This window comes from Fulvimarina manganoxydans (assembly GCF_900176465.1).
Taxonomy (GTDB): domain Bacteria; phylum Pseudomonadota; class Alphaproteobacteria; order Rhizobiales; family Rhizobiaceae; genus Fulvimarina; species Fulvimarina manganoxydans.
This window is the reverse complement of sequence record NZ_FWXR01000004.1, coordinates 184824-207994: the sequence shown is the minus strand read 5'-3', so window position 1 is coordinate 207994 and position 23171 is coordinate 184824. Positions and strand designations below refer to the sequence as shown.

Below are 23171 nucleotides of genomic sequence, written 5' to 3'. Positions count from 1 at the left end.
CTCTTCCTTCAGTTCGAACAATTTGAGTTGAGCAGCGAGGAACCATTGCCTCACGCCGCTTCGTCCTTCGTGGCATACGCGTTGAGCACCCGGGCGAGCTGTCCCGCCGGGGCCTGAACGACACCTGCGATGCGCGTAGCCGGGGTCTGGATCATACCGACCAGCTTCGCACGCAATTCGTCCAGCGACGGCATGGTGGCGAGAGCCTTCACACCGTCTGCGTCGAGCGTTGTGGATCCCATCGCTCCGCCGAGGATGACGAGCTTGTCGTTCCCCTTGGCGAAATCGTTGGAGACCCTCGGCGCCGCGATCGGATCGCTGGAATAAGCGATCAGAGTCTGGCCCTCGAACAGGTTCGAGATGCCTTCGGCGTCCGTGCCTTGAAGAGCGATCTTGGCGAGGCGGTTCTTCGCGACCTTGACGGTGGCTCCCGCGTCCCGCATACGCGAACGAAGATCGTTCATCTGCGCGACGGTGAGGCCGGCATAGTGGGCCACGACAATAGCGCCCGAGTCCTTGAAGGTCTCGTGCAGCGTCGTGACGAATTCGCGTTTTTCCGCTCTGTCCACTGCCTCTCTCCAGTTGGCTCCTATCCCTTTCGAGAATGGAGCCGGTTGCCTTTTGCCGCCCGGGATCATCCGGACGACGCTCGGAGATCCTGTCCCCTCACCCGATCCTGACAATTCCCGAGGGAACCAGCAGGCGGCGCAAGGCATTCAGAGGTTCGAACCGAAGATGCAAGGAGCGATCCGCTCCCTTCAAATTCGGGACTTCACCCCGTCTCATGAAGGCTTTCTGACGATTATGGACCGCATGATGCGGCCCGCCCTCAATCTCGGACAGGCATTTGAAAGGAAGGCGAAAGCCGCCTTCCCTTAATCCGGGCAGAACCCGGAAACTCGAATGGGTGAGCCGCACATATAGGTGCGCGACCCGCCCATGAAAAGATGTTGTCGTTCCGGCGATTAGGCCGAAGCGACGGCCAGCGTCGACGGGTCGACCTTGACACCCGGACCCATGGTCGAGGTCAGCGCGACACGCTTGACATAGTTGCCCTTGGCGCCCGACGGCTTGGCCTTGTTCACCGCATCAGCGAACGCGCGGATATTTTCCGCGATCGCATCGGCGCCGAAGGAGACCTTGCCAACGCCCGCATGGACGATGCCAGCCTTCTCGACACGGAACTCGACGGCACCGCCCTTGGAAGCCTTGACGGCAGCCGTGACGTCCGGGGTCACCGTGCCGACGCGCGGATTCGGCATCAGGCCGCGCGGGCCGAGGATCTTACCGAGACGACCGACCAGAGCCATCATATCCGGGGTCGCGATCGCGCGATCGAAATCGATCGTGCCGCCCTGGATCTGCTCGACCAGGTCTTCCGCACCGACGATATCGGCGCCGGCGGCGCGGGCTTCGTCAGCCTTGTCGCCACGCGCGAAGACGGCGACGCGAACGTCGCGGCCCGTGCCATTCGGCAGATTGACCACGCCGCGGACCATCTGGTCGGCGTGACGGGGATCGACGCCGAGATTCATCGCAATCTCAACCGTCTCGTCGAACTTGGCGCTAGCGCGCGACTTGAGAAGTTCGACCGCTTCCTCCAGCCCATAGAGCTTGACGCGGTCGAGGCCCTCGCGGGCGGCGCGGATGCGCTTACCGATCTTTGCCATCGTTCTTACTCCGCGATCTCGAGACCCATGGACCGGGCAGAGCCCTCGACCATCGCCATAGCGGCGTCGATGTCGTAGGCGTTGAGGTCCTTCATCTTCTTCTCGGCGATGTCACGCAGCTGGTCGCGCGTCACCTTCCCGGCGGTCGCCTTGCCGGGGGTCTTGGAACCCGACTTGAGGTTCGCCGCCTTCTTGAGGAAGTAGCTCACCGGCGGGGTCTTCATCGCGAAGGTGAAGGACTTGTCCTGGTAGTATGTGATGACCACCGGGATCGGGGAGCCCTTCTCCGCTTCCTGGGTCTGCGCGTTGAACGACTTGCAGAACTCCATAATATTGATGCCACGCTGACCGAGCGCCGGGCCGATCGGGGGCGACGGGGTCGCCGAACCGGCCGGGACCTGCAGCTTCAGCTGGCCCGCAACTTTCTTAGCCATATCTCCTGCCTTCTTCTAGACGACCGATCCCGGCGTCATCGCCGCCTCGGCCTCTCTTGCAGTCCGCGCGGTGCGGGTCACGGGTCGGCTGAATGGCCCCGCTCGCCTTCCGCACGCTTGAGGCCCCTCGTAAGAGAGCCCTTCTCGATCAGACCTTTTCGACCTGACCGAATTCCAAATCGACCGGCGTCGCACGCCCGAAGATCGATACCTCGACCTTGAGCCGCGCCCGCTCGTCGTCGACCTCCTGAACCACGCCGTTGAAGGACGCGAACGGACCGTCGGAGACGCGGACCTGTTCACCCACATCGAAGGAAACGGTCGGCTTCGGCCGCTCGACACCCTCCTGAACCTGATTCAGGATCTGGTTCGCTTCCTTCTCGGTGATCGGGACCGGACGATTGTCAGGCCCGAGGAAGCCAGTCACCTTCGGCGTGTTCTTGATGAGGGAGAAGACCTGATCGGTCAGCTCCGCCTTCACCAGGACATAGCCGGGAAAGAACTTGCGCTCGGCATTGACCTTTCGGCCACGGCGCACCTCGACGACATTTTCGGTCGGGACGAGGATTTTTTCGAACTTCTCGGTCAGACCCTTCTGCCGGGCCTGCTCTTCGATCGATTCGGCGACCTTCTTTTCGAAATTCGAATAGGCGTGAACGATGTACCAGCGAGCGGCCATGAAACTCGTATCAACTCCGAAAAATTTGCTGTCGCCCTCAGGCGCCGGCATTCATGATAAAGCCGACGGCGAAGCCGAGGGCCTGGTCGGCCACGAAAAAGAAAGCAGCCGCAAAGGCGACCATCACGAACACCATGATCGTCGAGATCATGGTCTCCCGGCGAGTCGGCCAGGAAACCTTCGAGGTTTCGCTGCGAACCTGCTGCAGGAACGTGAAGGGATTGGTCTTCGCCATGGAAACTCAGCTATCGATTGGTCACGGCCAAAGCGCGTGCAGGCCACCCCGGCCCCACGCGCCTCAAAACCTTTTAGAACACTTAACCGCTGTCGCGGCGATTCTCAAGGGCCATTCGTCGCTTGCGATAAATGGCAGGGGCAGAGGGGCTCGAACCCCCGACCTGCGGTTTTGGAGACCGCCGCTCTACCAACTGAGCTATACCCCTTCGCAGCCGCTGACATAAAGCCGGCTTCGCCCGAGTGCAAGCCGATTCTTGCTGGGCGGGCGAAGACGGGGTGCGGGGGCTGCGAAACACCGCAGGGCTGAGGTTCACGCATCTGTGTTCCAGAACGTCCGATCAATTGCCGTCCACTCTGACGCCGCTCTTACACGTGATCGGGCTTGGGGCTCCGCGATTCGCTCCGCGGCCAAGACAAAGTCTATGACTGCTTGCCGTCTCGATTTTTCGATTCCTGCAGGCGCTCCTTGCGCGTCTTTGGCTTAAGGCGCCGCAAGAAGCCGTCGAAGCCAGCATTCACGCGGGTTAGCTGAAAGAGCCGATCAATCGCCTGGTTCGCCGAGGCAAGCCGCGTCGCTAGAACCTCTTCCGATGCCAGAGCAATCGTCTCGACCGGTATGTCCGGATAGCGAGAAGCAATGCGGACGAGCGGCGGCCGATCCGACAAACCCGGCACCACGAGGCGCCCCGTGCGCCCTAGAAGACGAATGACGGTTTGCTCGAAGGTCCAATCGTGATCGTCGAAGAGCTTCCAGCGTACGGAGCGAACGGCGGAGAAGCCTTCGAGAACCACGCGAGACGGCATCATATCCGATAGAAAGACCGCGAGGGCAAAACCGCTCGTCGGCAGATGGGTCTGGGGATAGAAATCCGTCATCAACGGCCCGGCGTGGAACCAGCCGACTTTCGCCCCGCCGAAATCGCTCGCGGGACTTGGTGCTTCTTCTCCACCGCAGGTGAGGTTGAGGATGCCGTCGAGCGATCCCGGCGCAAAACAGTCGAGCACGGTGCCCACCTCCTTGCGATAGACGATATTCGCGCCGGCCGGGCTGGAGCGGGCCACCAAGAGAGCCCGCCCTTCAAAGGGTGATGTGAGGACCTTGTAGGCCTTGTTGAAGAAGACATAGAGCGCGTCCGCGCCATGGCGCTCGCGCAAGCCGCTCATATCCGCCGCATCGCTATTGGCGACCAGCACGATTTTGGGAAAGGCTGAGAAATAGGCTCGCCAGTCGTCCTCACTCGCATGCCAATTCGCTGCCATGCCTCGTTTCCCCTTCGTCGCGGCCGCTCAGGACCGGTTTGCCGCGAAGACCTCGCACGCCCCCTCATTTCGAGCGCCAGTTATGAACGGTAGGCCGCTATTGCCAGCGGCCTGCCGTCTCATCCGTTCAGATGCGTGTGCCTCAGCCGGCGCGCTGCTGAACGAAGAGAGTGCGCTCGCGGGCGGCAAACCACTCATCGGCATAGTCGTCGTTCTTATATTCCTCGAAATACGGTCCGCCATCGGTGAAATGGACGTTCTTGGCGTCGTCTTTGTGGTCGTACTCGTTGACGAGCCAGTTCCACTCGGCCGGGATCTCGCCGATATTCTCGTCGCCCTCCAGCCATTTGAACTGATGCAGCTGCAGACCGGTCGCCGTGTTCACATAATCCGGCGTCAGCGCCCGGCATTTGGCATTATTGAACAGGATGACGCTCGACCAGTTCTTCTTTTCGTATTTGGTCTGGGTCTGGCCGAGGAACTTCGTCTCGACCTTCGGCGTGTAGTCGTGCTTGACGCACTGCACCGCATAGCGCTCGTCGCGCAGGGCCCAAAGCTCGGCGATATCGGCGCGCATCAGCATGTCGCAATCCATGAAGAGCGCCCAGCCCTGATAGTCGCAAAGGGCAGGCACCATGAAGCGCGAGAAGGAAAACTCCGTCGACTGGAGGCTGTTGCGCTCGCGGTCGAAGACCCCCTTCAGATTCGACAGAACCAGCGGCGAAAACTCGACCGGCATCGTCGAGTTTTCCAAAATACTCTGGCACAGGACGTGATAGGCGATCACTTCCTTCGTATCGAAACCGATGAATACGCGTGCAACGTCGATCGACATGAGACCCTCTCGGCAGGCTCCTCAGGGGGAGCATTGAAACTGAAATCCTCCGCTACCTATCGCCTCGCCACGGCAAGGTAAATCCTCACCAGTGGTGGGCCGCTTTGGCGAAGGTCGTCCTTGTCGTCTGCCGGGTAAAATGGCCGACACGATGTAAAGCGGCGGCTTGAAGTCCTCTTATCACCCCCATTCAGCTGCGATCATGGTGTCCAGACTCCTCGGCAAGGCGTATCGGCGAAGACACGGACTCGACGGCGAACCGGAAACACCCCATGAGAGCCGTATGACGAACGAACAACCGCACATCATCAAGAAGAAGCGACATCCGCTCTGGCGCCGGCTCGCCCTTCAGGCGATCGCGACCGGCACCGCACTGCGCGCAGCCCGCGGACGCATTCCGGCTACGAGCGACGCCACCCGGCACACGGTCCTCCGCAAGCCCGAGATCGGCCGCCCCTGCATTCTCGCGGCTGCCGACGACGTCTATTTCGGCAATTTCGCGATCCCGCTGATCCTCTCCTGCGCGCTCAACGCGCCCGAGACCCAGATCCATATCGTGCTCATCCGCCCCTCTCAGCAGACACTCGATCGGATCGAGGCGCTGGCCAACACCCTCGCGCCCTTTCGGGTCAGCTGGTCGGCGGATGAGAGTGCGATCCCGGACGAGCTGGCGATCAAGGCGATCTATTATACGAGCGCGCGCTTCGTTTTCCTGCCGACCCTTCTCGATCTCTGCGAGGACAGCGTCTTTTGCATGGATGTGGATGCGTTGGTCCTCAAGGATATCTGGCCGGTCTATAAGGCAGCGCGCGGGATGAGCGACATTCAGCTTTATGCGCGCAACGAGCGGTCGGCCTCGCGACGTTTCATGGCCGGCGCGATCGGCGTTGAGCCGACGACGGACGGCAAACTCTTCTCAAGAGCGCTGCGCGAGGCGCTTCTTTCGGCATTCCGTCTGAAGCCGCGCTACCATGTCGATCAGATCCAGATGAATTTCCTCCTCCAGACGCTCGATCGAGTCCACCCGATCGCGCGCAGCCAAGTTCCCGTCTCGCTCTGCGATTACGAGTTTTATCCGAACTCGGCCATCTGGACGGCCAAGGGTTGGGCAATCAAGAATTCCGATCAGTTTCAAAACGCGCTCGGCTCGGTCATGGACGGGGCAAGAGCGCGTTTCGGTTACCAGGACAAGATAGATGAATCGGCGTAACAGCCTCAAACGGATCGGCAAGATCGTCGACGAGCTCGACCTCTCCTCAAAAGGCTGGATCGTCTTCGGCTCGGCGCCCGATCCGATCCTCCCCGCTTCCCTCACCGGCCACTATGCGCGGGTCGACATCAACAATGCCGGGCGTACGGCGCAGGAACTCGGTCTCGGCCCGGCCGATCTCACCATCCGAACAAAGAAGAAGAGCTGGAGCGAGCATCCGAAGCTCGACACCAAGGCGCTGATCTGGATTCACACCATCCCCGCGCCCATGCTCCGCCTCCTGCTTTTGACCAAACCCCATCGCTCAATCGGCTGGGTCGCCAAATTTACCAAGGCAGAGCGCGACGCACTGGTCGAGACGGTCAGCGGCGTGCGCCTCGAAAATGTCGGCCCCTGGGACAAGGTGTCGAACGGCGTCGCGGCGGCCTGTCTCGGTCTCCATTTCGGCGTCCCGGAAATTGTTCTCTCCGGCATCTCGCTCAGCAAGGCCGGCCATTCCTATAATCAGCTGGGACGCACCCGCTATCAGGTGGATGAGGATCGGGCCGTGCTCTCGGCATTGGCGAAGGATCCGCGCCTTGCGACCTCCGAGCCCGATCTCGCGACCGATCTCGGCCTGCGGCTGGTGTCGTGATCATGTTGGCTGAGACCGCCCCTAAGCCGCTCGCGGGGTCCGAGCAGCCATGAAGATCGATCGCTATCGCGGATGGCTCGGCGAACTCGGCATTCTGGACCGACCATGGTTGATCCTCGGCTCGGCGCCCTCCCCGACCCTGCCCGCCGGCGTCCTCGCGGACCATGCGCGTGTCGACATCAACAATTCCGGTCGCACGGCCGAGCAGATGGGGCTCGGCCGCGCCGATCTCACATTCCGCGCCAAAGCCAAGCCGTGGAGCGAGCATCCCAATCTCGATACCCACGGGCTTCTCTGGATCCACACAAAGCCGCGCTGGTACGCCAAGCTGAAGCTTCGATACCGGCCCCACCGCCATATCGAGTCGTTGGAGGTTTTGACCCCAAAGGTCAGGGAACGGATCGTCATGGCCGAGACCGCCTTGCCAGTCTCCGAGATCGGCGATCTCGGCAAAGTCACGAACGGGATCGCGGCGGCCTGTTTCGGCCTCGCCTGCGGCGTTCCCTCAATCGTTCTGGCCGGCATATCGCTAACCTCCGGCGGGCATAGCTACAATCAGAACAATCGTGCGCGCATGCAGATCACCGAGGATCGCGCCGTTCTAAAAGCTCTCGCGAAGCGGAACGACGTTTCGACGACCGAAGCCGAGCTTGCCGAAGAGACGGGGCTCACGTTGTTTCGGCGTTGAATGCTCTGCACCTGCCCGGGGTGCAATCCCCATCTGGAACGAACGGCGACTGAAAGCTGGAAACTGATACGAAAACGGGCCCCGCAGGGCCCGTTCGCGTTCATTCCTTGCTGGCCGTCGGCCGCTTTCGGCACGACGTCCGCTCGTCGATTACTCGACGATCGATGCGACGATGCCGGCGCCGCCACGCGAAAACGGGCCCCACAGGGCCCGTTCGCGTTCAATCTTCTACTGGCCGTCGGCGCTTCTCGGCACGACGTCCGCTCGTCGATTACTCGACGATGGATGCGACGATGCCGGCGCCGACGGTGCGGCCGCCTTCGCGGATGGCGAAGCGCAGCTTTTCTTCCATCGCGATCGGAACGATCAGCGTGACGTCCATCGTCACATTGTCGCCCGGCATCACCATCTCCGTGCCCTCAGGCAGTGTCACCACGCCCGTCACGTCCGTCGTGCGGAAGTAGAACTGCGGACGATAGTTGGTGAAGAACGGCGTATGACGACCGCCCTCTTCCTTGGTCAGGATGTAGGCTTCGGCCTTGAACTTCGTGTGCGGCTTCACCGAACCCGGCTTGCACAGAACCTGACCGCGCTCGACGCCTTCACGGTCGATACCGCGGATCAGCGCGCCGATGTTGTCGCCCGCCTGGCCCTGATCGAGCAGCTTGCGGAACATCTCGACGCCCGTGACCGTCGTCTTGCGGGTGTCCTTGATGCCAACGATCTCGACTTCCTCGCCAACCTTGACGATGCCGCGCTCGACACGGCCGGTCACGACCGTACCGCGACCCGAGATCGAGAACACGTCCTCGATCGGCATCAGGAAGGGCTGGTCGACCGGACGCTCCGGCGTCGGGATATAGGCGTCGACCTCGGCCATCAGCTTGCGGACCGCATCCTCGCCGATCTCCTTGTTGGAGTCTTCGAGAGCGGCCAGAGCCGAACCCTTGACGATCGGAATGTCGTCGCCCGGGAAATCGTAGGACGACAGAAGCTCGCGAACCTCGAGCTCGACCAGCTCCAGAAGCTCCTCGTCGTCGACCTGGTCGACCTTGTTGAGGAACACCACGATCGCCGGAACGCCGACCTGACGGGCGAGCAGGATGTGCTCGCGGGTCTGCGGCATCGGGCCGTCGGCCGCAGAGCAGACCAGGATCGCGCCGTCCATCTGGGCGGCGCCGGTGATCATGTTCTTCACATAGTCGGCGTGACCCGGGCAGTCGACATGGGCGTAGTGACGGTTCTCCGTCTCGTATTCCACATGCGCCGTCGAAATCGTGATGCCGCGGGCCTTCTCTTCAGGCGCCGCATCGATCTGATCATAGGCGCGGAACTCGCCGAAATACTTCGTAATCGCCGCCGTCAGGGACGTCTTGCCGTGGTCGACGTGACCGATCGTCCCGATGTTCACATGCGGCTTGTTCCGCTCGAACTTGCTCTTGGCCATTTCCCACTCTCCGAATGGTCGGTCTTCAGTTTCGGCGCGACATAGAAGACCGAATCGAACAAAGCAAGAGTGCTGGCCTCGCATACGGGGCGGGCGCGTGGGCAGTTCGCGGGTCCCACGCGCCCGCAATGCATCATTCGTGCAGCGTGAAGGTGCCAAGATCACAGAGATTGACGTCGCGGCTTTCCGCTTCCTCGCCATCTTCGAAGACGGCGCGGATATCGTAGTCGCAGACCGAACGTCCGTCGGCGATTGTCGCCGTCACCTCGTCACCGGGAGCGACCGCGGAACTGACCATATTCTCTTCCCAGTCGTCTGTATCGACGGGCGAGACATAAAACTCGACCACCGTGCTGCTGGTGTCGTTGACGACGGTGAAAGCGAGATCTTCCGCAAAGGCCGGACCAGCCAAAGCGAAGGACATCCATGCGACGAAACTAACCCTGATCATTGTTGTCGAAACCCGATTGATGGGAATCGCAGATTATCGCTTGAAAGCCCTCGAAACCATGCCCTCCGGCGTGCGCAGCGCAGAATATTTCGAGCGTTCCGCATCCAGCTTCGCCCCGCGTCAGCGCGTATGCTAACGCTGAGATATAATCAGCATCGAAAGACGATATATAGCTCGCATGAGACACAACTGACTGGCGAAATGCGAGCGCCTGCCTTAAGGATATGGCCGGGATATTGGTACTCATCTCTTGCGCGCAATCGGAAACCCCACAGTTTGGCCGTGGGAGCTTGCTTGCCGAGGGCCGAACGTCAGCTGAGGCGCCGACATCGCTGCGGGGCGGGATCGACGATCGTTGGCCCGTGCGTCTGTGTGAACAAGGGTTTGTGGCCTCATGGCAGACAGAATCGAATCGACTATCGATGCCATCCATGCTGGCGCCCACGGCCATCTCGACTGGTCGTCCATTCTCGAAAAGACGGCCAAGACGGCAAGGGTCGAGCGGATGACGCTGCTGATCTTCGATCCGGAGAATGGCGTCCTTCAACAGACATGGCCCTTTGATCCGGAAGGGCTGCATCTCTACGCGACCACTTACGCGCCTTTCGACGTTCGCATCGAGCGCGCATTGTCGCGGCCCTCGATGCAAATCATCAGCACGCCGAATTTGATGTCGCCGGCCGAGATTGCCCAATGTCCCTTCCATCAGGAATTCGTGCGGATCTATCCCGACTCCTGGCACATGACGGGACTGTCCATGCGCAGCGGGCGCATCCTGGCGGCCCCCTTGATGCACAGCTCGGCGCGCCACGGCCCGCCCGACGAGGAACAGACGAAGTTCCTGTCGATCATCGGGCCGCATCTCGTCTCGGCCTATCAGTTCAGAACAGCGACGGCGGCCCTTCCGCCCAAAGCATCGCCCTTCGAAGACGCGTTCGATGCCATGGCGGACGGCATGGTGGTCTTCGACATGTCGGGATCGATCGTGACCCTCAATCCGGCCGCCCGGACCCTCATCGAGGCAGACGGAACGCTGAGGCTGGTCGGACGGACGCTCAGCTGCGAGGATCGGGCCTCGCGTGAACGGTTGGCACTCTTGATGGGCGCGGTTCTCCGATTCCAGGCCGGACAGACCTTCACCTTGCCAAGGCCGATCCTCGTCAAGCGCGCTTCGGGCGCCATGCCGCTGAAGATCAGCGCCTTCGCTTCGCCGGGCGCGAACCGCGCTCAGCCCTACGGCGTCCTGACCATCCGCGATATGGCGAAGGCAAGGCTTCCCTCCGCCGACATGATTCGGCAAGTCACACCCTTATCGAATGCCGAGGCCAAGCTTTGCGAAGCGCTGCTCGTCGGCACCAGCATGTCCGCTTACGCAGACGCGAACGGCCTGTCGGAGCACACGGTTCGAACCCAGTTCAAAGACGCCAGAGCCAAGCTGAACGCGTCCAACCAGGCCGAAGCGATGGTGACCTTGATGCGGCTATGCGGCAGCTGAAACCTCGCAGCGAGGCTCAATGCGCTAAAAATACCAGGACAATCGGTCCTTTCCGCGAAGACGACATTCGAACCAGCAAAAAGCGATCGAACGGCGCGTCCGACGCGCAGGAGATTGCCTGAAAGCGGCAAGCCGAAAAACAGTGGAATCAGGGAAATGATGGAGCGGGTAGCGGGAATCGAACCCGCGTATTCAGCTTGGAAGGCTGCTGCTCTACCATTGAGCTATACCCGCATGCAGGCATCATACGCGATTTCGCGGCGGTGGTGGAGGGGGCTGGATTCGAACCAGCGTAGGCTTAGCCAACGGATTTACAGTCCGTCTCCTTTAACCACTCGGACACCCCTCCGAGCCGCAGCGTTTCCAGTGCATTCGCACCGGAAACCCGCCTTCCGCTGCCGAAGCGGCGAAAGCGATGAGCGGCCTTATGGAAGGAGGGACCCGGACTTGTCAACGCCCTTCTCGCATCGAATTTTTCCGCAGCGCTCGGCATGGGGTCGAGGACGGCGCATCCATCGTGCTCGAAGACCAGCAGTTGTCGCCCTCCTCCGCCTCGGCTAAAGCCATGGAATGACCGATCGTCCTGCCTCCGGCACGCCCAAAGACACCCACTACGCCAAGCTGCGCCGCGCCCATCGCGACCGGCAGCGACAGGAGCCGAGCGCCGACACCGGCCGCGTGACGCTCTACGGCATCCACACGGTGACGGCCGCGCTCGCCAATCCCCAGCGTCGACTGCATCAGCTGAAAGCGACGCTCAATGCTCTGCGCCGGATGGAGATCGACGAGGCCGCCCCACCCTGCCCTCTCGAGATCGTCGAGCCCAAAAAGCTCGACGCCGAACTTGGCGGCGAGGCCGTGCATCAAGGCGTGATGCTGGTGACGGAGCCTCTGGAGCCCTTGCGCTTGGCCGATCTCGGCGATGCTCGGCTGATTCTCGTCCTCGACCAGGTGACCGACCCGCATAATGTCGGGGCGATCCTGCGCTCGGCCACCGCCTTTGCCGCAGACGGCCTCGTCACGACGGCTCGGCATTCCCCGCAAGAGAGCGGTGTCCTGGCCAAGGCCGCCTCCGGCGCGCTGGAACATGTGCCGCAGATCGAGGTGCGAAATCTCGCCGATGCGCTGGAGGCGATCTCACGAAAGGGCTTCAAGACGATCGGCCTCGATTCGGAAGGCGAATCGACCTTCGAGGAGTGTTTAGACGCCGACCGGATCGCCATCGTACTCGGCGCCGAGGGCAAGGGTCTGCGTCAGAAGACCCGGGCAACCTGTGATGCCTTGGCGCGGCTCGAAATGCCCGGCGCGATCCGTTCTCTCAACGTCTCCAACGCCGCGGCCGTCGCCCTTTATGCGACGCGCCGACGGCTTGGCTGACCGAACGCTTGCCGGCCGCCATGACGCTTGATCCGCAGCATGCCTCCGAGCCTTTGCGATTTCTCGTCACCGGCGGCGCGGGCTTCATCGGATCGGCGCTGGTTCGCCACCTGATCGCGCAAACCCGGCACGAAGTACTCGTGGTCGACGCGCTGACCTATGCCGGGAATATCGCCAATCTGACGCCGGTGGCGGACGATCCGCGCTATCGGTTTCGCCAAGCGGACATTCGCGACGGCGACGCGATGGAAAAGGCATTCGCCGAATTCGATCCCGATATCGTCATGCATCTGGCCGCCGAAAGCCATGTGGATCGCTCGATCGATGGGCCGATGGACTTCATCGACACCAATATCGTCGGGACCGCCGTGTTGCTCCAGGCCGCGCTCCGCCACTACGGAACCCTTGCAGAGCCCCGGCGAACCCGTTTCCGCTTCCATCATATCTCGACGGACGAAGTGTTCGGATCACTCGGGGCCACAGGCCACTTCTCCGAATCGACGCCCTATGATCCCCGTTCGCCCTATTCGGCCTCGAAGGCGGGCTCCGATCATCTCGTTCGCGCCTGGCATCACACTTATGGCCTGCCGATCCTCCTCACCAATTGCTCGAACAATTACGGGCCGTATCATTTCCCGGAAAAGCTGATTCCGCTCGTCATTCTCAATGCGATCGAGGGCAAACCGCTCCCGGTTTACGGCAAAGGCGAGAACATTCGCGACTGGCTCTATGTGGAGGATCACGCCCGCGCGCTGGCCCTTGTCGCCGAATCCGGCCGGCCGGGGGAGACCTATGCGATCGGGGGCCATAACGAGCGGCGCAATATCGACGTGGTCGAGACGATCTGCGCGATTCTGGATCGAGTAAGGCCGGACCCGCAGGGCCCTCATGGCCGGTTGATCACTTTTGTTGCGGACAGGCCGGGCCATGATGCCCGTTATGCGATCGATGCTGCGAAGATCGAATCGGAACTCGGCTGGCAACCGGCGGAAAGCTTCGAAACGGGCCTCGAAAAGACGGTGCGGTGGTATCTCGACAATGAAGACTGGTGGAGCGCTATCCGCTCCGGCCACTATCGCGGCGAAAGGCTCGGTCTTCACGGCCGGTCGTGACTGAACAGTAAGCGCATGGGCAGGACGATATGAGAGGCATTATCCTCGCTGGCGGCAACGGCACCCGGCTTCATCCGATGACGCTATCGGTCTCCAAACAGCTCCTGCCGGTCTTCGACAAGCCGATGATCTATTACCCGCTGACGACTTTGATGCTCGCGGGGATCACCGAAATCCTGATCATCTCCACGCCGCAGGATCTGCCCCGCTTCCAGGCGCTTCTGGGGGACGGCGCCCGCTGGGGGCTCAAACTCTCCTATGCCGAGCAGCCAAGCCCGGACGGGCTGGCCCAGGCGCTGATCATTGGCGAGGATTTCATCGGCGGCGAGCCATCGGCGCTGATTCTCGGGGACAATCTCTTTTACGGCCATGCGCTCTCGGAGATGATGAAAAGCGTGCGCGAACACGCCCTCGCCGATCGCGGCGCAAGCGTCTTCGCCTATCACGTGGCCAATCCCGAACAGTATGGCGTTGTCGAATTCGACGCCGAGAGGCGCGCGATCTCGATCGAGGAAAAGCCGCAGGCGCCGAAGTCGAAATGGGCGGTGACCGGGCTTTATTTCTACGATGGGCGCGCCTCGCGCTTTGCGCGCTCGCTGAAACCCTCACCGCGCGGCGAGTTGGAGATCACCGATCTTAACCGCATCTATCTGGAAGAAGGCACGCTGGAGGTCGCCCTGATGGGTCGGGGCTATGCCTGGCTCGACACCGGCACGCCGGAGGCCCTCCTCCAAGCGGCGGAATTTGTTCGCACCTTGGAGCAGCGCCAAGGTTTTAAGATCGCCTGCCCCGAAGAAATCGCCTTCCGTCTTGGCTATATCGACCGCCAAGCCCTGCGCCGGCTCGGCGAGAGCCTCGGCAAGAGCCAATATGGCGAATATCTTCTGAGCCTCGACAACGACCGGCTGGGATAAGGCGACGGTCTCGCCACCGTCATTCGCTCGGCGCGAAGGCAATCCGATGATTTGGGAAGGCGTCACGCAGATTGGCCATGGCCTGCATCCAATCGGACCCGCCCCACTGGTTCAAGAAGGCATAAGTCCGACCGCCGATATGGACCAATTCATCCTCGCCGCAGAAATACCGGATCGGATCGAAGCCACGCCCCTCCTTTTCCCGCTCTTCCCGGGCCAGGCGAATGAAGTCCTCGGAATTGACCTCGCCTTGGACGGAGACGAGAGCGCGGTTGGCTCTCGGGCCGCACTGTTCGGCGACCCGTTCCGGCGAGACACCGTTTTCGACGAGGTAACGAAACACAAGATGGATTGCATGGCGCTTTGCCAGCCCCTTCAATGTGCGATCTCCAAGGATGACATCGTAGCTGGTCCGATCGCGCGCCCCCGTGCGTGCCTCTCGCTCCTTGCGCTTCTTTTCGCTGACTCGGACCTGATAGTCCGCGACCTCGCGAAGCGGAATGATCTGCTGGACATCGACGAGAATCCGGCCGTCGATGTCGTAAGGCTGCAGACGCACACAGCGAATATCGATGCCGCGGTCGATCAGCCACAGAACCGATGTCGTCAGTTCGCGGCTGAACTCAGCGGAAGCCAGGACGATGCGGACGTCCTGCGCGAAGGCATTGTCGTCGGGCTCGTCCCAGCCGAGGAAGTCGAGCAGCTCGGCCCGCGCATCCCTGGCCTCATTGCCGGTCTGCGCGAGGTAGCGAGCGAACACATCGGCGGCCTGAGCGAAGGTCATGGTCGAGACCATCGCCGCGTAGCGGATGGACTGAAGATCCATATGGCCTCCGTCTTCCGTCCGCTTCAATTCGATCACCACGAGATTGGCGTTGCGGTCGATACCGAGTAGATCGATGCGCCTGCGCGACTCGTCCCAATCCCCGAACTCCTCCGCGATCACCAGCGTGTCCGGCGCGACCACCGAGATGTTCGCCCGCAGCAGGCGCTGGAGGTCGCGCCGTTCCCGCAACTGCGCGAGACTGAAAGTGGTCCGGCTCAGAGGGCGGATGTCTTCACTGGCGAACTCATAGATCGGCATGGGCAATTCGAACCTATCGGGAATTGCACCTATCCAACCGCAGCGACGACGCCGCCGCAAGCACCATCGGCCGCCAAAACCCCGCCCGGTGCCGCATCCGTGCCGCACGGAGCAAACGGGATTGGTCATGATGCTTCAAAAGCTGTCGGGACGAACCAACACAGAATGCAGCGAAACGCAAAAAGCCGCCCATGGGCGGCCAAAACGTATCATTTTTTGTCGGAAAGTTGGTTGCGGGGAGAGGATTTGAACCTCTGACCTTCAGGTTATGAGCCTGACGAGCTACCGGGCTGCTCCACCCCGCGCCACCTCCGAAGCGCCGTGTTTTGTGTGCGGCGCCGTTCGGTGAGCCCTACTTATGCGACGTCTCGATGAATGCCAACCCCCCGCCTTCAAAAAATCGCAGAGCGAAGCAGAGATTCTGAAAAGCGCATGGATAACAGCGGCTTGAACAGGGGCGCCGCGCGATCCCATTCGGGCCATATGCGGCGATGAGGGCGCTTGGTTCAGGAACTGGGAGCGAATCGAGAGGCGTTTCGAACCGGGGCAATGGGGTCGGGGCGACCCAGCCCGCTCTCGTGTTCGAGGCCTGAAGTTGGGGGCGCCTGTTTGGTCTTGGGATTCGAAGTCCGATGGCGGAAAGGTCGCATGAAGGCCGAGGGGCGCGATCCGGGGGTTCGGCAGCGCGACGCCGTTTTTCAGGGGACAGGGCACCGTGCGAATAACGACAGATTCCTCAGCGCTTCGGGCAAGAAAAAAGCGGACTGGCCATCATGGTCAATCCGCTCTTCACTGTGCGTTGATTGTGTTTGACGACGCCCAGCGCCGATTAACCACGCGAAGCTCCGCGATAGCCCGTAAAGCGCAGCTCATGCAGCATACGGGACATGAAACCGGTCGACTCGGTGGTGTCGCTGTCCTTAGCCATGCCGAGATCGGCGAGCATGTGGCGGTCGAGGGTCTTCATGGCCTTGGCGGCGAGCTCGCTCTTGCGGCTGGCATTGGGCTGGCGGCCGGGGGCGAAAATGGCAGTCTGATGGTTGAACCACATGGCATCACCTTGATGTGTCGGGAGTGCGTTTGCACCCCTCATCTGTGCGTCCGAGCTTCTGAAATCCAGCGAAAAGGACTAAAGGGTCCGATGAATGAAATTCATCGTAACCGCCGCTTAACCAAGGCAATCCCATGAACACGGCATCGGCGTCGCTTCTCATCGAAATGGACCTTGCGCGAACCGTGGTGGCCATCTGCGAAACGCAGAGCTTCACCCGGGCGGCCGAGCGGATCGGACGCACGCCGTCGGCCGTCAGCATTCAGGTCAAGAAGCTCGAATCCCTGCTTGGCCGAGAGCTTTTCCAGCGCCAGGGCCGCGCCGTTCTGCCGACGCCGGACGGGGACGTTCTCCTCGGCTATTGCCGGCGCATGCTGCAGGTGAATGCCGAAGCAGTTTCCCATTTCTTGACGCCGGCCGTGGAGGGACGGGTCGTCTTCGGGGCGCCGGACGATATCGGCCACATCGCCATTCCGCAGATCCTGCAGCGCTTCGCCATGACCCATCCCCAGGTGGAGATCGATGTGCGGCTGAGGACGAGCGAGGAACTTCGGCGCATGTGCGATGCCGGAAAGCTCGATCTCGCGGTCCTCTCCTGCCGCGACTATGGGGCGCGCAAGGTGGAGATCGTCCACACCGAACAGCTTGTCTGGGCGGGCCTGCGCTATGGGATGGCGGTGGAAAAGGAGCCGCTGCCGCTCGCTCTGTCGCGGACCGGATGCGCGTGGCGACAGATCGCGGTCCAGGCGCTGGAAAAGGCGGGCCGGCGCTTCCGCATCGCCTATTCGAGCGAACACAGCCAGGCGCAGATCGCGGCGGTGCTCGCCGATTTGGCCGTCGCGCCCCTGCCCGAAAGCCATGTGAAGCCGCCGCTTCGGCGACTGGGGGCCGCAGAGGGCTTGCCGCCGCTGCGTCGCTATGAAGTCGCGCTGATGAAGCGAGATGGTGCGGGCGAAGCCGTCGAAGCGCTGGCGCGCACGGTTATCGACAGTTTCGCCGATGCGTCGATCATGGAACCGAACCTTGAAGGTGCAGCCTGACCACGCCCGGCCGGATGTCCGCCTTGTCGGGGATTACTGGCAGAACGGCCCGTTCGAGCGCGCGGCAAGATCAAGGTGGAAGTGGTTTGCATGATCGGCGTCGGCGCCAGGGCCAAGCACGGTCGAGAACGGGCCGCATGCGCCCTCATGGGCCGCTTTCTGAAAAGCCTCTCCCTCGCTGCCCTTCTGCCGAGGCGAAACGGAACGTTCACCATCATCGAAGATGAAGGCGCCGATATCGATGGCGCTGCCGCGGGCATGTTCGGAGATTTTCTGGCCCGATCCCCGATCTCGGCAGACATAAGTCGAGACCTGCCGAAGACCCGTTAATGCGTGATCCGGCTCGAAGGTCTTCGCCGCCGGCAGAAGCGTCTGCCTTGTCCAATCGTCCAAGGCGAGAACTGTAGGGCACCAAAGCGCGGTTGCCGGCTCGACCGTGATGCCCGAGGAAAGCTTGGTGACGGCGACCGGGCGAAGGACGCCGCAGCGATCCTCGCTGATCGACGGGCGGACGTCGAATTCGATGCCGCGTTCTCTGAGGATGTCCTCGCAAGCCAGCGAAGCCGCGACCGCTCTTGCAGCTCGGACCGCCGCAGAGGGCGTTATATCCGGCTTCTCGGATCGGTTCGGAACAGCGCCAAGCGCTCTTGTGTCTCGCGCCTTGCTGCCAGTGGGTTCGGAAGGCGCAGGTGGGTCAATCGGCGCGGCAGACGGATCGGGCCGTGCGCTTGGCAACGGGACATCGCCCTCCGCCGGCTCGGAGTTGAGCGGGTCGCCTTCGGAAGGCCGAGAAGCGTCGGCCGTGGCCGGTTCGGCCTGTTCGCCCGCTGCTCGCGGACGGTCACCATCCGGACCGGATGGTGACGCCTCACCACTCTCCGGTTTCACCGCATCGTCGGAGCCTTCGTCGGTCGGCGCCGCCGTCTCTGACGTCTGGGCAGCTTCGAGCTTTGCCGCATCGGGCTTTGGCTCGGGGATCGGGACGTCTTCCGCAAAAGCGGGAGCGAAGGCACAGAGGATAAACGCGACTGTCACGAGGCCTGAACGACCGAGCGTCCTTGCCGGCCCAAAGGCAAGTGGTCTCACGGCAGAAACTCCACCTTCGTCTCGTTCGGCAGGACGAGATCGGCAAGGTTCTGCGCATCCCAATTGGTCAGCCGAACGCAGCCATGGCTCTGGGTCTTGTCGATCAAGGCCGGATGAGCCGTGCCGTGAATGCCATAGGTCGGCTTCGACAGATCGATCCACATGGAGCCGACCGGCCCGTTGGGGCCCGCCGGCAGGGTCAGCGGTTCGCGATTGTCGCCTTGGGTGAAGTTGACGTCCGGCTTGTAGTGATAAGTGGGATCCGGGGCCGCGCCGAGCACCGTGACGGTGCCGCTTGGCGAGGGCGTATCGGAGGACCCGACCGTGGCAGGCGCGCTCATGACGATAGTGCCGCTTTCGTCGAAGGCGGTGACGAGGCCCCGCCCCTTATCGACGGTGATGCGACTGACTTTCGTATCGGCTGGGTCGGCGACGGAGGCGACGAGCAATTCCTCGCCGGGCGCAGAAAAGGTAGCATTCGGATTGAGCGTTTTCAGAAGCTCCTCATCCATATGAAAGCGCTCGGCGAGCATTTCGGCGGGCCCGTGAAAGCCGAGCCACTCCATTTGAGCCATGTCTTCGTAATCGTCCGGGATCGTCTCGACATAACGCTTGGACAGATCATCCTCGGTGATCTGATAGGTTTTCGCCGCCTCGCCCGTATCCACCACCAGAAGGGTCCACATCTCCTCATCCGGCTCGCCATCGACGGCCAATCCACGCATTTCCTCGTAGGCTCGGATCGCCTTTCGCGTGTTTTCCCCGAGATAGCCGTCGATCACGCCAGGCGAGACATGGGCCCGATCGAGAAGGATCTGGAGCCGCACCAGAAACGGGTCCGGCGTCTCCTCGCCGCTCAAGGGCTGGACGCCCGTTTCGTCCGGCACGTCGGTGGTATTGGCGGGCGTCTCGACGACGACGGACGGCTGGCCGGTCACGGCGACTTCGGCCGTCGCCGAGCCGCTATCGGCCTCGCCCGGCGCGGGCGCCGCGCCCTCGCCCGGTTCCGCCGGTTCCACATCCAACCCGCTAGGCGCGTCGACGCCTTGGCGCGCCTGCCATTCAGCGAATGTCGCGCTCTCGATCGCTTGCGGCGTGATCGCCTGCGCGCCCGCAGACGCGACGAGCGGGCCGGTCACCAACGAGGCCGAGGCCAAGCCGATGACGCGCAGCGAAAGAAGAACGGAATGCGGCAATTGGGTCGTCATGAAGTCCCCTTGGCAGAATGAATGTCTTGCTAAGGAAACTCGTCAAAGGCGGAGTGGCTCCCGATCAATCGGGCCGGGAGGCCTTATGGTCAACAAAATCTAAAGGACGTTCGCGCCTTAACCTTCGCCGATGAGCCGCTGCGCAAGCACGATGCGGGCGAGACATGTGTAGGCGGTCATCGCTCCGAAGACGACCGCGATCCAGACGAACCATTCGGGAAACAGGCAGGCGAGAACGAAGGCCGCAAGGGTCTCGGAGGCCTCGGCAAGGCCGACCGTGAACATCAAGGATTTCCCGCCACGCCCGCTCGTCTCTGCGATGCCGCGCTTTTCGGCCATGATCGCGAAGGCGAGAACGCTGGCGCCATTGGCATAGAAGGTGAAGAGGAGGAACGCGGCGGCCAGCCCGTTTTGGGCTGGATCGAGAAGGGCGAAGCCGAGCGGGATCGCGCCGTAGAAGATGAAGTCGAAGACGATATCCAGAAAGCCGCCGAGATCGCTCGGGCGGGTCTGCCGCGCGATCGCGCCGTCGAGTCCGTCGCAGAGACGAGACACCAGGATGAGGACAAGGCCCACAAGCGGCGCGCCGAGCGCGATCGACCCGGCGGCGGCAAGCCCGAGACCAAGACCTGCAAGGGTGACGAGATTCGGCGTCGCACCTCGACCCGCGAGCCAGCCTGCCAGCGCCTCGATCGGAGGATCAATCCGTCGCCTGAGCGCGGCATCGAGCATAGCGGTGTCCTTCCCTGGCATTGCACTCAACGTTCGAGCGCCTATTCGCTGGTCGAAACGCATTCATTACAATCGAACAAGCCTGACCTCCCGCCTCGCCTCACCATGAATTTGCCAACTCGCATTGATCGATGGGTGGTGGAAAAGCGGACGCTCCCTCTCTAGCTTTCGCCTACAAGACACAGTCTGGACGGCGGAGCGGCAGCGAGAGTGATGTATCAGGCGACCACCAAAGGCATCCAGGTGTCGGTGACGCCGGCCTATCTCGAACAACAGTCCGAGCCCGGCGAAGGGCGCTGGGTTTGGGCCTATACAATCGAGATCGAAAATATGGGCGACAGCACGGTCCAGCTCATCGATCGCTACTGGCATATCACGGACGCCCATGGCCGTGTCCAAGAGGTCTCCGGTCCAGGCGTCGTCGGCGAGCAGCCGGTACTCGCACCCGGCGATAGCTTCACCTATACGTCGGGCTGCCCGCTCCAGACCTCCTCCGGCATCATGCGGGGCCATTTCGGCATGGAGGAGCGCGGCTCCGGCATGCGCTTCATGGTCGAAGTGCCGCCCTTCTCTCTCGACAGCCCGAATGAACGCCGGACGGTGAATTGAGATGGTGAGCGGCGCCGTCGGGGATTGCCGCGTCGAACCATTCACCTCTGCGGGTATCCTTTCCCTCTCTCGCCTTCCGCGGCGGGCCGGCCGATGATAGGATCGAACCCATGAGCATTCACAGGCACAGCTTCGAGACATCCGAGGCCTTCCTGCGCTGGAACGAGGGGCGCGAGGGCAAGCGCGAACTCGTGGATGGCGAGGTGATTGAAATGATGACGGGCGGCTCCAAGCGGCATGCTAGGCTGATGCTTGACCTCGCCTTGTTCCTTTCGAATGGTCTCAGCAATTCCGGTCTCGTCGTGACGGCGGCCGATTACGCCGTTCGCACGCCCTTCGGCATAAGATATCCAGATGTGTTGGTTACCCCAGGACGGGAAACAGGCGATAGCCTAGCCTCGTCTGAGGCGCTCCTTATCGCCGAAATCCTCTCGCCCTCCTCACTCGCCATGGACTTCGGCGAGAAAGCTGCCGAATACACCGCGATCGACTCACTCGCCCATTATCTCGTCCTCTCCCAGGACGAGCCCCGCGTTTGGGTATGGTCGAGAGGAGAAGACGGCAGCTTCGAGAGACCGGTGATGATCGCCGGGCGCGAGGAAACGCTTCATCTTTCGGCCCTCGGCCTCGATCTGCCCCTTGCCGACCTTTATCGCGGCATCGCATAAACGGCGCCCTCAGGCCTCATGCTGCCGGCGACGAACCGGCGCATGACCGCATCGACAAAAAGGCTGCCGGCGCGATGACCCTCAAGACCCGCATCATTCCCTGTCTGGACGTCAAGGACGGGCGTGTCGTCAAGGGAATCAACTTCGTCGATCTGATCGACGCCGGCGACCCGGTGGAAGCGGCCCGCGCCTATGACGCGGCCGGCGCGGACGAGCTTTGCTTCCTCGACATCACCGCCTCCTCCGACGAGCGCGAGACGATTTTCGACGTCGTGCGCCGCACCGCCGAACAGTGTTTTATGCCGGTGACCGTCGGCGGCGGCGTGCGGACGGTGCAGGACGTGCGCACCCTGCTCCTGGCCGGTGCCGACAAGGTCTCGATCAACACGGCGGCCGTGAAGCGGCCCGAATTCGTCGCGGAAGCCGCCGACAAGTTCGGCGATCAATGCATCGTCGTCGCCATCGACGCCCGGCGGGTTTCCGGCGAAGGCGAAACGCCGCGCTGGGAGATCTTCACCCATGGCGGACGCCAGGCCACCGGGATCGATGCGATCGAATTTGCCCAGAAGGTGACTGGTCTCGGAGCAGGTGAAATCCTCCTCACCTCCATGGACCGCGACGGCACGAAGGCGGGCTTTGATCTCGACCTCACCCGCGCCGTGGTCGATGCGGTCGCCGTGCCGGTCATCGCGTCAGGTGGGGTCGGCACGCTCGACCATCTCGTCGAAGGCGTAACGAAGGGGGGTGCCGGGGCCGTGCTCGCCGCCTCGATCTTCCATTTCGGCACATACACCATCGCCGAGGCCAAGGCGCATATGGCCAAAGCCGGGGTTCCCATGCGTCTCGATCCGTCCGATATAGCGGCACCCGCCCTTTGACCCGCCCAGGATTCGACGACAAGTCAGGCGTTATGACCGATTTTTCCCTCACCGACCTCGAAACCATCATCGCAGACCGCGCTTCGGTGACCGACGGCAGCTCCTATACGGCGAAGCTGTCCGAAAAAGGGGTTTCCCACGTCGCCAAGAAGCTCGGCGAGGAAGCGGTCGAAACGGTCATCGCTCTCGTCTCGGAAGATGAGAAACGGGTCGTCTCGGAAAGCGCCGACCTGATTTATCACCTGCTCGTCGCGCTGCGGCTGCGGGGCGTTCCCATGTCCGACATCCTCGCAGAACTGGGGCGTCGAACGACGATGACGGGATTGGAGGAAAAAGCCTCCCGGCCGGGCGATCCGACGAGCTGACGCGGCG

At 62.2% G+C, this 23171-nt stretch carries 26 protein-coding genes and 4 tRNA genes; 12 read left to right on the top strand and 18 right to left on the bottom strand.

The genetic code is table 11. The features are described 5' to 3' along the window. Positions 1 to 50: 50 nt before the first annotated feature. From rplJ to B9A15_RS07075, 8 genes are all read right to left on the bottom strand, one after another. On the bottom strand, positions 51 to 569 hold the full coding sequence (gene rplJ / locus B9A15_RS07115) for a 50S ribosomal protein L10 (protein ID WP_084409345.1): 519 nt from the start codon (positions 567 to 569) through the stop codon (positions 51 to 53). Positions 570 to 965: 396 nt separating this feature from the next. Next, entirely contained in the window at positions 966 to 1670 is a 705-nt protein-coding gene (gene rplA, locus B9A15_RS07105) for a 50S ribosomal protein L1 (RefSeq protein WP_084409343.1), read from the bottom strand. Between the two features lie 5 nt (positions 1671 to 1675). Beyond that, complete coding sequence (rplK, locus tag B9A15_RS07100; protein ID WP_084409342.1) at positions 1676 to 2104, bottom strand: 50S ribosomal protein L11; 429 nt, start codon at positions 2102 to 2104, stop codon at positions 1676 to 1678. Positions 2105 to 2252: 148 nt separating this feature from the next. Continuing rightward, positions 2253 to 2783 (bottom strand): transcription termination/antitermination protein NusG, encoded by a 531-nt coding sequence (nusG, locus tag B9A15_RS07095; RefSeq protein ID WP_084409444.1) that lies wholly within the window; start codon positions 2781 to 2783, stop codon positions 2253 to 2255. Positions 2784 to 2820: 37 nt separating this feature from the next. After that, complete coding sequence (secE, locus tag B9A15_RS07090) at positions 2821 to 3018, bottom strand: preprotein translocase subunit SecE (RefSeq protein WP_084409341.1); 198 nt, start codon at positions 3016 to 3018, stop codon at positions 2821 to 2823. A 132-nt stretch (positions 3019 to 3150) separates the two neighbouring features. Continuing rightward, positions 3151 to 3226: transfer RNA gene (locus tag B9A15_RS07085), tRNA-Trp, on the bottom strand. A 214-nt stretch (positions 3227 to 3440) separates the two neighbouring features. Continuing rightward, positions 3441 to 4280 (bottom strand): hypothetical protein, encoded by an 840-nt coding sequence (locus B9A15_RS07080; protein ID WP_084409340.1) that lies wholly within the window; start codon positions 4278 to 4280, stop codon positions 3441 to 3443. Between the two features lie 142 nt (positions 4281 to 4422). Next, positions 4423 to 5115, bottom strand: coding sequence for a glycosyltransferase family protein (locus B9A15_RS07075; RefSeq protein ID WP_084409339.1), 693 nt, complete (start codon positions 5113 to 5115; stop codon positions 4423 to 4425). A gap of 283 nt (positions 5116 to 5398) precedes the next feature. On the opposite strand from B9A15_RS07075, the gene B9A15_RS07070 reads away from it, so the two are divergent. The 3 genes from B9A15_RS07070 to B9A15_RS07060 are packed head-to-tail and all read left to right on the top strand — an operon-like array spanning position 5399 to position 7647. Next, positions 5399 to 6325 carry a hypothetical protein gene (locus tag B9A15_RS07070; RefSeq protein ID WP_084409338.1) on the top strand — a complete coding sequence of 309 codons (927 nt, stop codon included), beginning with the start codon at positions 5399 to 5401 and terminating at the stop codon, positions 6323 to 6325. Continuing rightward, positions 6312 to 6959, top strand: a complete 648-nt coding sequence (locus B9A15_RS07065) for a hypothetical protein (protein WP_084409337.1) — start codon at positions 6312 to 6314, stop codon at positions 6957 to 6959. The genes B9A15_RS07070 and B9A15_RS07065 overlap by 14 nt, the downstream gene beginning before the upstream one ends. Positions 6960 to 7008: 49 nt before the next feature. Further along, the gene (locus B9A15_RS07060) at positions 7009 to 7647 is read left to right on the top strand and encodes a hypothetical protein (protein WP_084409336.1); all 639 of its coding nucleotides are present in this window, start codon (positions 7009 to 7011) and stop codon (positions 7645 to 7647) included. 271 nt (positions 7648 to 7918) lie between these two features. Here B9A15_RS07060 and tuf read toward each other — a convergent pair whose 3' ends face one another. Next, positions 7919 to 9094, bottom strand: a complete 1176-nt coding sequence (gene tuf / locus B9A15_RS07055) for an elongation factor Tu (protein ID WP_084409335.1) — start codon at positions 9092 to 9094, stop codon at positions 7919 to 7921. Positions 9095 to 9227: 133 nt separating this feature from the next. After that, positions 9228 to 9545 (bottom strand): hypothetical protein, encoded by a 318-nt coding sequence (locus tag B9A15_RS07050; RefSeq protein ID WP_210190484.1) that lies wholly within the window; start codon positions 9543 to 9545, stop codon positions 9228 to 9230. 394 nt (positions 9546 to 9939) lie between these two features. Between B9A15_RS07050 and B9A15_RS07045 the strand changes: the two genes are divergently transcribed. Continuing rightward, entirely contained in the window at positions 9940 to 11040 is a 1101-nt protein-coding gene (locus B9A15_RS07045; RefSeq protein ID WP_084409333.1) for a helix-turn-helix transcriptional regulator, read from the top strand. A 160-nt stretch (positions 11041 to 11200) separates the two neighbouring features. Here B9A15_RS07045 and B9A15_RS07040 read toward each other — a convergent pair. Both B9A15_RS07040 and B9A15_RS07035 read right to left on the bottom strand, forming a co-directional pair. Beyond that, a tRNA-Gly gene (locus tag B9A15_RS07040) sits at positions 11201 to 11274 on the bottom strand. 30 nt (positions 11275 to 11304) lie between these two features. Next, positions 11305 to 11389, bottom strand: a tRNA-Tyr gene (locus B9A15_RS07035). Positions 11390 to 11610: 221 nt separating this feature from the next. Here B9A15_RS07035 and rlmB point away from each other — a divergent pair. The 3 genes from rlmB to rfbA are packed head-to-tail and all read left to right on the top strand — an operon-like array spanning position 11611 to position 14443. Continuing rightward, positions 11611 to 12417, top strand: coding sequence for a 23S rRNA (guanosine(2251)-2'-O)-methyltransferase RlmB (rlmB, locus tag B9A15_RS07030; RefSeq protein WP_084409332.1), 807 nt, complete (start codon positions 11611 to 11613; stop codon positions 12415 to 12417). A 20-nt stretch (positions 12418 to 12437) separates the two neighbouring features. Further along, positions 12438 to 13529, top strand: a complete 1092-nt coding sequence (gene rfbB / locus B9A15_RS07025; RefSeq protein ID WP_084409331.1) for a dTDP-glucose 4,6-dehydratase — start codon at positions 12438 to 12440, stop codon at positions 13527 to 13529. 29 nt (positions 13530 to 13558) lie between these two features. Then, positions 13559 to 14443: a glucose-1-phosphate thymidylyltransferase RfbA gene (gene rfbA, locus B9A15_RS07020; protein ID WP_084409330.1), complete on the top strand. Its 885-nt coding sequence runs from the start codon at positions 13559 to 13561 to the stop codon at positions 14441 to 14443. 19 nt (positions 14444 to 14462) lie between these two features. Here the strand turns inward: rfbA and B9A15_RS07015 are convergent, their stop codons facing one another. From B9A15_RS07015 to B9A15_RS07005, 3 genes are all read right to left on the bottom strand, one after another. After that, positions 14463 to 15527, bottom strand: coding sequence for a PDDEXK family nuclease (locus B9A15_RS07015; RefSeq protein ID WP_084409329.1), 1065 nt, complete (start codon positions 15525 to 15527; stop codon positions 14463 to 14465). A gap of 228 nt (positions 15528 to 15755) precedes the next feature. Beyond that, positions 15756 to 15832 (bottom strand) — tRNA-Met (locus B9A15_RS07010). A gap of 524 nt (positions 15833 to 16356) precedes the next feature. After that, positions 16357 to 16578: a hypothetical protein gene (locus B9A15_RS07005; RefSeq protein ID WP_084409328.1), complete on the bottom strand. Its 222-nt coding sequence runs from the start codon at positions 16576 to 16578 to the stop codon at positions 16357 to 16359. A 134-nt stretch (positions 16579 to 16712) separates the two neighbouring features. Between B9A15_RS07005 and B9A15_RS07000 the strand changes: the two genes are divergently transcribed. Beyond that, positions 16713 to 17618: a LysR substrate-binding domain-containing protein gene (locus B9A15_RS07000; RefSeq protein WP_084409327.1), complete on the top strand. Its 906-nt coding sequence runs from the start codon at positions 16713 to 16715 to the stop codon at positions 17616 to 17618. A 33-nt stretch (positions 17619 to 17651) separates the two neighbouring features. Here B9A15_RS07000 and B9A15_RS06995 read toward each other — a convergent pair whose 3' ends face one another. The 3 genes from B9A15_RS06995 to B9A15_RS06985 form a co-directional block, all read right to left on the bottom strand. Continuing rightward, entirely contained in the window at positions 17652 to 18653 is a 1002-nt protein-coding gene (locus B9A15_RS06995; RefSeq protein WP_170923196.1) for an extensin family protein, read from the bottom strand. 47 nt (positions 18654 to 18700) lie between these two features. Then, positions 18701 to 19912 (bottom strand): L,D-transpeptidase family protein, encoded by a 1212-nt coding sequence (locus B9A15_RS06990; RefSeq protein WP_084409325.1) that lies wholly within the window; start codon positions 19910 to 19912, stop codon positions 18701 to 18703. A 117-nt stretch (positions 19913 to 20029) separates the two neighbouring features. Continuing rightward, the gene (locus B9A15_RS06985) at positions 20030 to 20644 is read right to left on the bottom strand and encodes a CDP-alcohol phosphatidyltransferase family protein (protein ID WP_084409324.1); all 615 of its coding nucleotides are present in this window, start codon (positions 20642 to 20644) and stop codon (positions 20030 to 20032) included. A gap of 213 nt (positions 20645 to 20857) precedes the next feature. On the opposite strand from B9A15_RS06985, the gene apaG reads away from it, so the two are divergent. The 4 genes from apaG to B9A15_RS06965 all read left to right on the top strand — a co-directional run bounded on the left by apaG (position 20858) and on the right by B9A15_RS06965 (position 23164). Continuing rightward, positions 20858 to 21253: a Co2+/Mg2+ efflux protein ApaG gene (gene apaG / locus B9A15_RS06980; protein ID WP_084409323.1), complete on the top strand. Its 396-nt coding sequence runs from the start codon at positions 20858 to 20860 to the stop codon at positions 21251 to 21253. 110 nt (positions 21254 to 21363) lie between these two features. After that, positions 21364 to 21921: a Uma2 family endonuclease gene (locus B9A15_RS06975; RefSeq protein ID WP_084409322.1), complete on the top strand. Its 558-nt coding sequence runs from the start codon at positions 21364 to 21366 to the stop codon at positions 21919 to 21921. A 74-nt stretch (positions 21922 to 21995) separates the two neighbouring features. Then, positions 21996 to 22799, top strand: coding sequence for an imidazole glycerol phosphate synthase subunit HisF (gene hisF, locus B9A15_RS06970; protein WP_084409321.1), 804 nt, complete (start codon positions 21996 to 21998; stop codon positions 22797 to 22799). A gap of 32 nt (positions 22800 to 22831) precedes the next feature. Further along, the gene (locus tag B9A15_RS06965; RefSeq protein WP_084409320.1) at positions 22832 to 23164 is read left to right on the top strand and encodes a phosphoribosyl-ATP diphosphatase; all 333 of its coding nucleotides are present in this window, start codon (positions 22832 to 22834) and stop codon (positions 23162 to 23164) included. Positions 23165 to 23171 lie beyond the last annotated feature (7 nt).

Bases quoted from the DNA above. Each gene is read 5' to 3' on its own strand.
- B9A15_RS06965 (WP_084409320.1), top strand. From the start codon at position 22,832: ATGACCGATTTTTCCCTCACCGACCTCGAAACCATCATCGCAGACCGC.
- B9A15_RS07050 (WP_210190484.1), bottom strand. From the start codon at position 9,545: ATGATCAGGGTTAGTTTCGTCGCATGGATGTCCTTCGCTTTGGCTGGT.
- B9A15_RS07080 (WP_084409340.1), bottom strand. From the start codon at position 4,280: ATGGCAGCGAATTGGCATGCGAGTGAGGACGACTGGCGAGCCTATTTC.
- B9A15_RS06975 (WP_084409322.1), top strand. From the start codon at position 21,364: ATGAGCATTCACAGGCACAGCTTCGAGACATCCGAGGCCTTCCTGCGC.
- B9A15_RS06985 (WP_084409324.1), bottom strand. From the start codon at position 20,644: ATGCTCGATGCCGCGCTCAGGCGACGGATTGATCCTCCGATCGAGGCG.
- B9A15_RS07075 (WP_084409339.1), bottom strand. From the start codon at position 5,115: ATGTCGATCGACGTTGCACGCGTATTCATCGGTTTCGATACGAAGGAA.
- rlmB (WP_084409332.1), top strand. From the start codon at position 11,611: ATGACCGATCGTCCTGCCTCCGGCACGCCCAAAGACACCCACTACGCC.
- B9A15_RS07000 (WP_084409327.1), top strand. From the start codon at position 16,713: ATGAACACGGCATCGGCGTCGCTTCTCATCGAAATGGACCTTGCGCGA.
- hisF (WP_084409321.1), top strand. From the start codon at position 21,996: ATGACCCTCAAGACCCGCATCATTCCCTGTCTGGACGTCAAGGACGGG.
- apaG (WP_084409323.1), top strand. From the start codon at position 20,858: ATGTATCAGGCGACCACCAAAGGCATCCAGGTGTCGGTGACGCCGGCC.
- secE (WP_084409341.1), bottom strand. From the start codon at position 3,018: ATGGCGAAGACCAATCCCTTCACGTTCCTGCAGCAGGTTCGCAGCGAA.
- B9A15_RS07015 (WP_084409329.1), bottom strand. From the start codon at position 15,527: ATGCCGATCTATGAGTTCGCCAGTGAAGACATCCGCCCTCTGAGCCGG.
- rfbB (WP_084409331.1), top strand. From the start codon at position 12,438: ATGACGCTTGATCCGCAGCATGCCTCCGAGCCTTTGCGATTTCTCGTC.
- B9A15_RS07060 (WP_084409336.1), top strand. From the start codon at position 7,009: ATGAAGATCGATCGCTATCGCGGATGGCTCGGCGAACTCGGCATTCTG.
- B9A15_RS07045 (WP_084409333.1), top strand. From the start codon at position 9,940: ATGGCAGACAGAATCGAATCGACTATCGATGCCATCCATGCTGGCGCC.
- rplA (WP_084409343.1), bottom strand. From the start codon at position 1,670: ATGGCAAAGATCGGTAAGCGCATCCGCGCCGCCCGCGAGGGCCTCGAC.
- B9A15_RS07005 (WP_084409328.1), bottom strand. From the start codon at position 16,578: ATGTGGTTCAACCATCAGACTGCCATTTTCGCCCCCGGCCGCCAGCCC.
- B9A15_RS06990 (WP_084409325.1), bottom strand. From the start codon at position 19,912: ATGACGACCCAATTGCCGCATTCCGTTCTTCTTTCGCTGCGCGTCATC.
- B9A15_RS07070 (WP_084409338.1), top strand. From the start codon at position 5,399: ATGACGAACGAACAACCGCACATCATCAAGAAGAAGCGACATCCGCTC.
- tuf (WP_084409335.1), bottom strand. From the start codon at position 9,094: ATGGCCAAGAGCAAGTTCGAGCGGAACAAGCCGCATGTGAACATCGGG.
- nusG (WP_084409444.1), bottom strand. From the start codon at position 2,783: ATGGCCGCTCGCTGGTACATCGTTCACGCCTATTCGAATTTCGAAAAG.
- rfbA (WP_084409330.1), top strand. From the start codon at position 13,559: ATGAGAGGCATTATCCTCGCTGGCGGCAACGGCACCCGGCTTCATCCG.
- B9A15_RS07065 (WP_084409337.1), top strand. From the start codon at position 6,312: ATGAATCGGCGTAACAGCCTCAAACGGATCGGCAAGATCGTCGACGAG.
- rplK (WP_084409342.1), bottom strand. From the start codon at position 2,104: ATGGCTAAGAAAGTTGCGGGCCAGCTGAAGCTGCAGGTCCCGGCCGGT.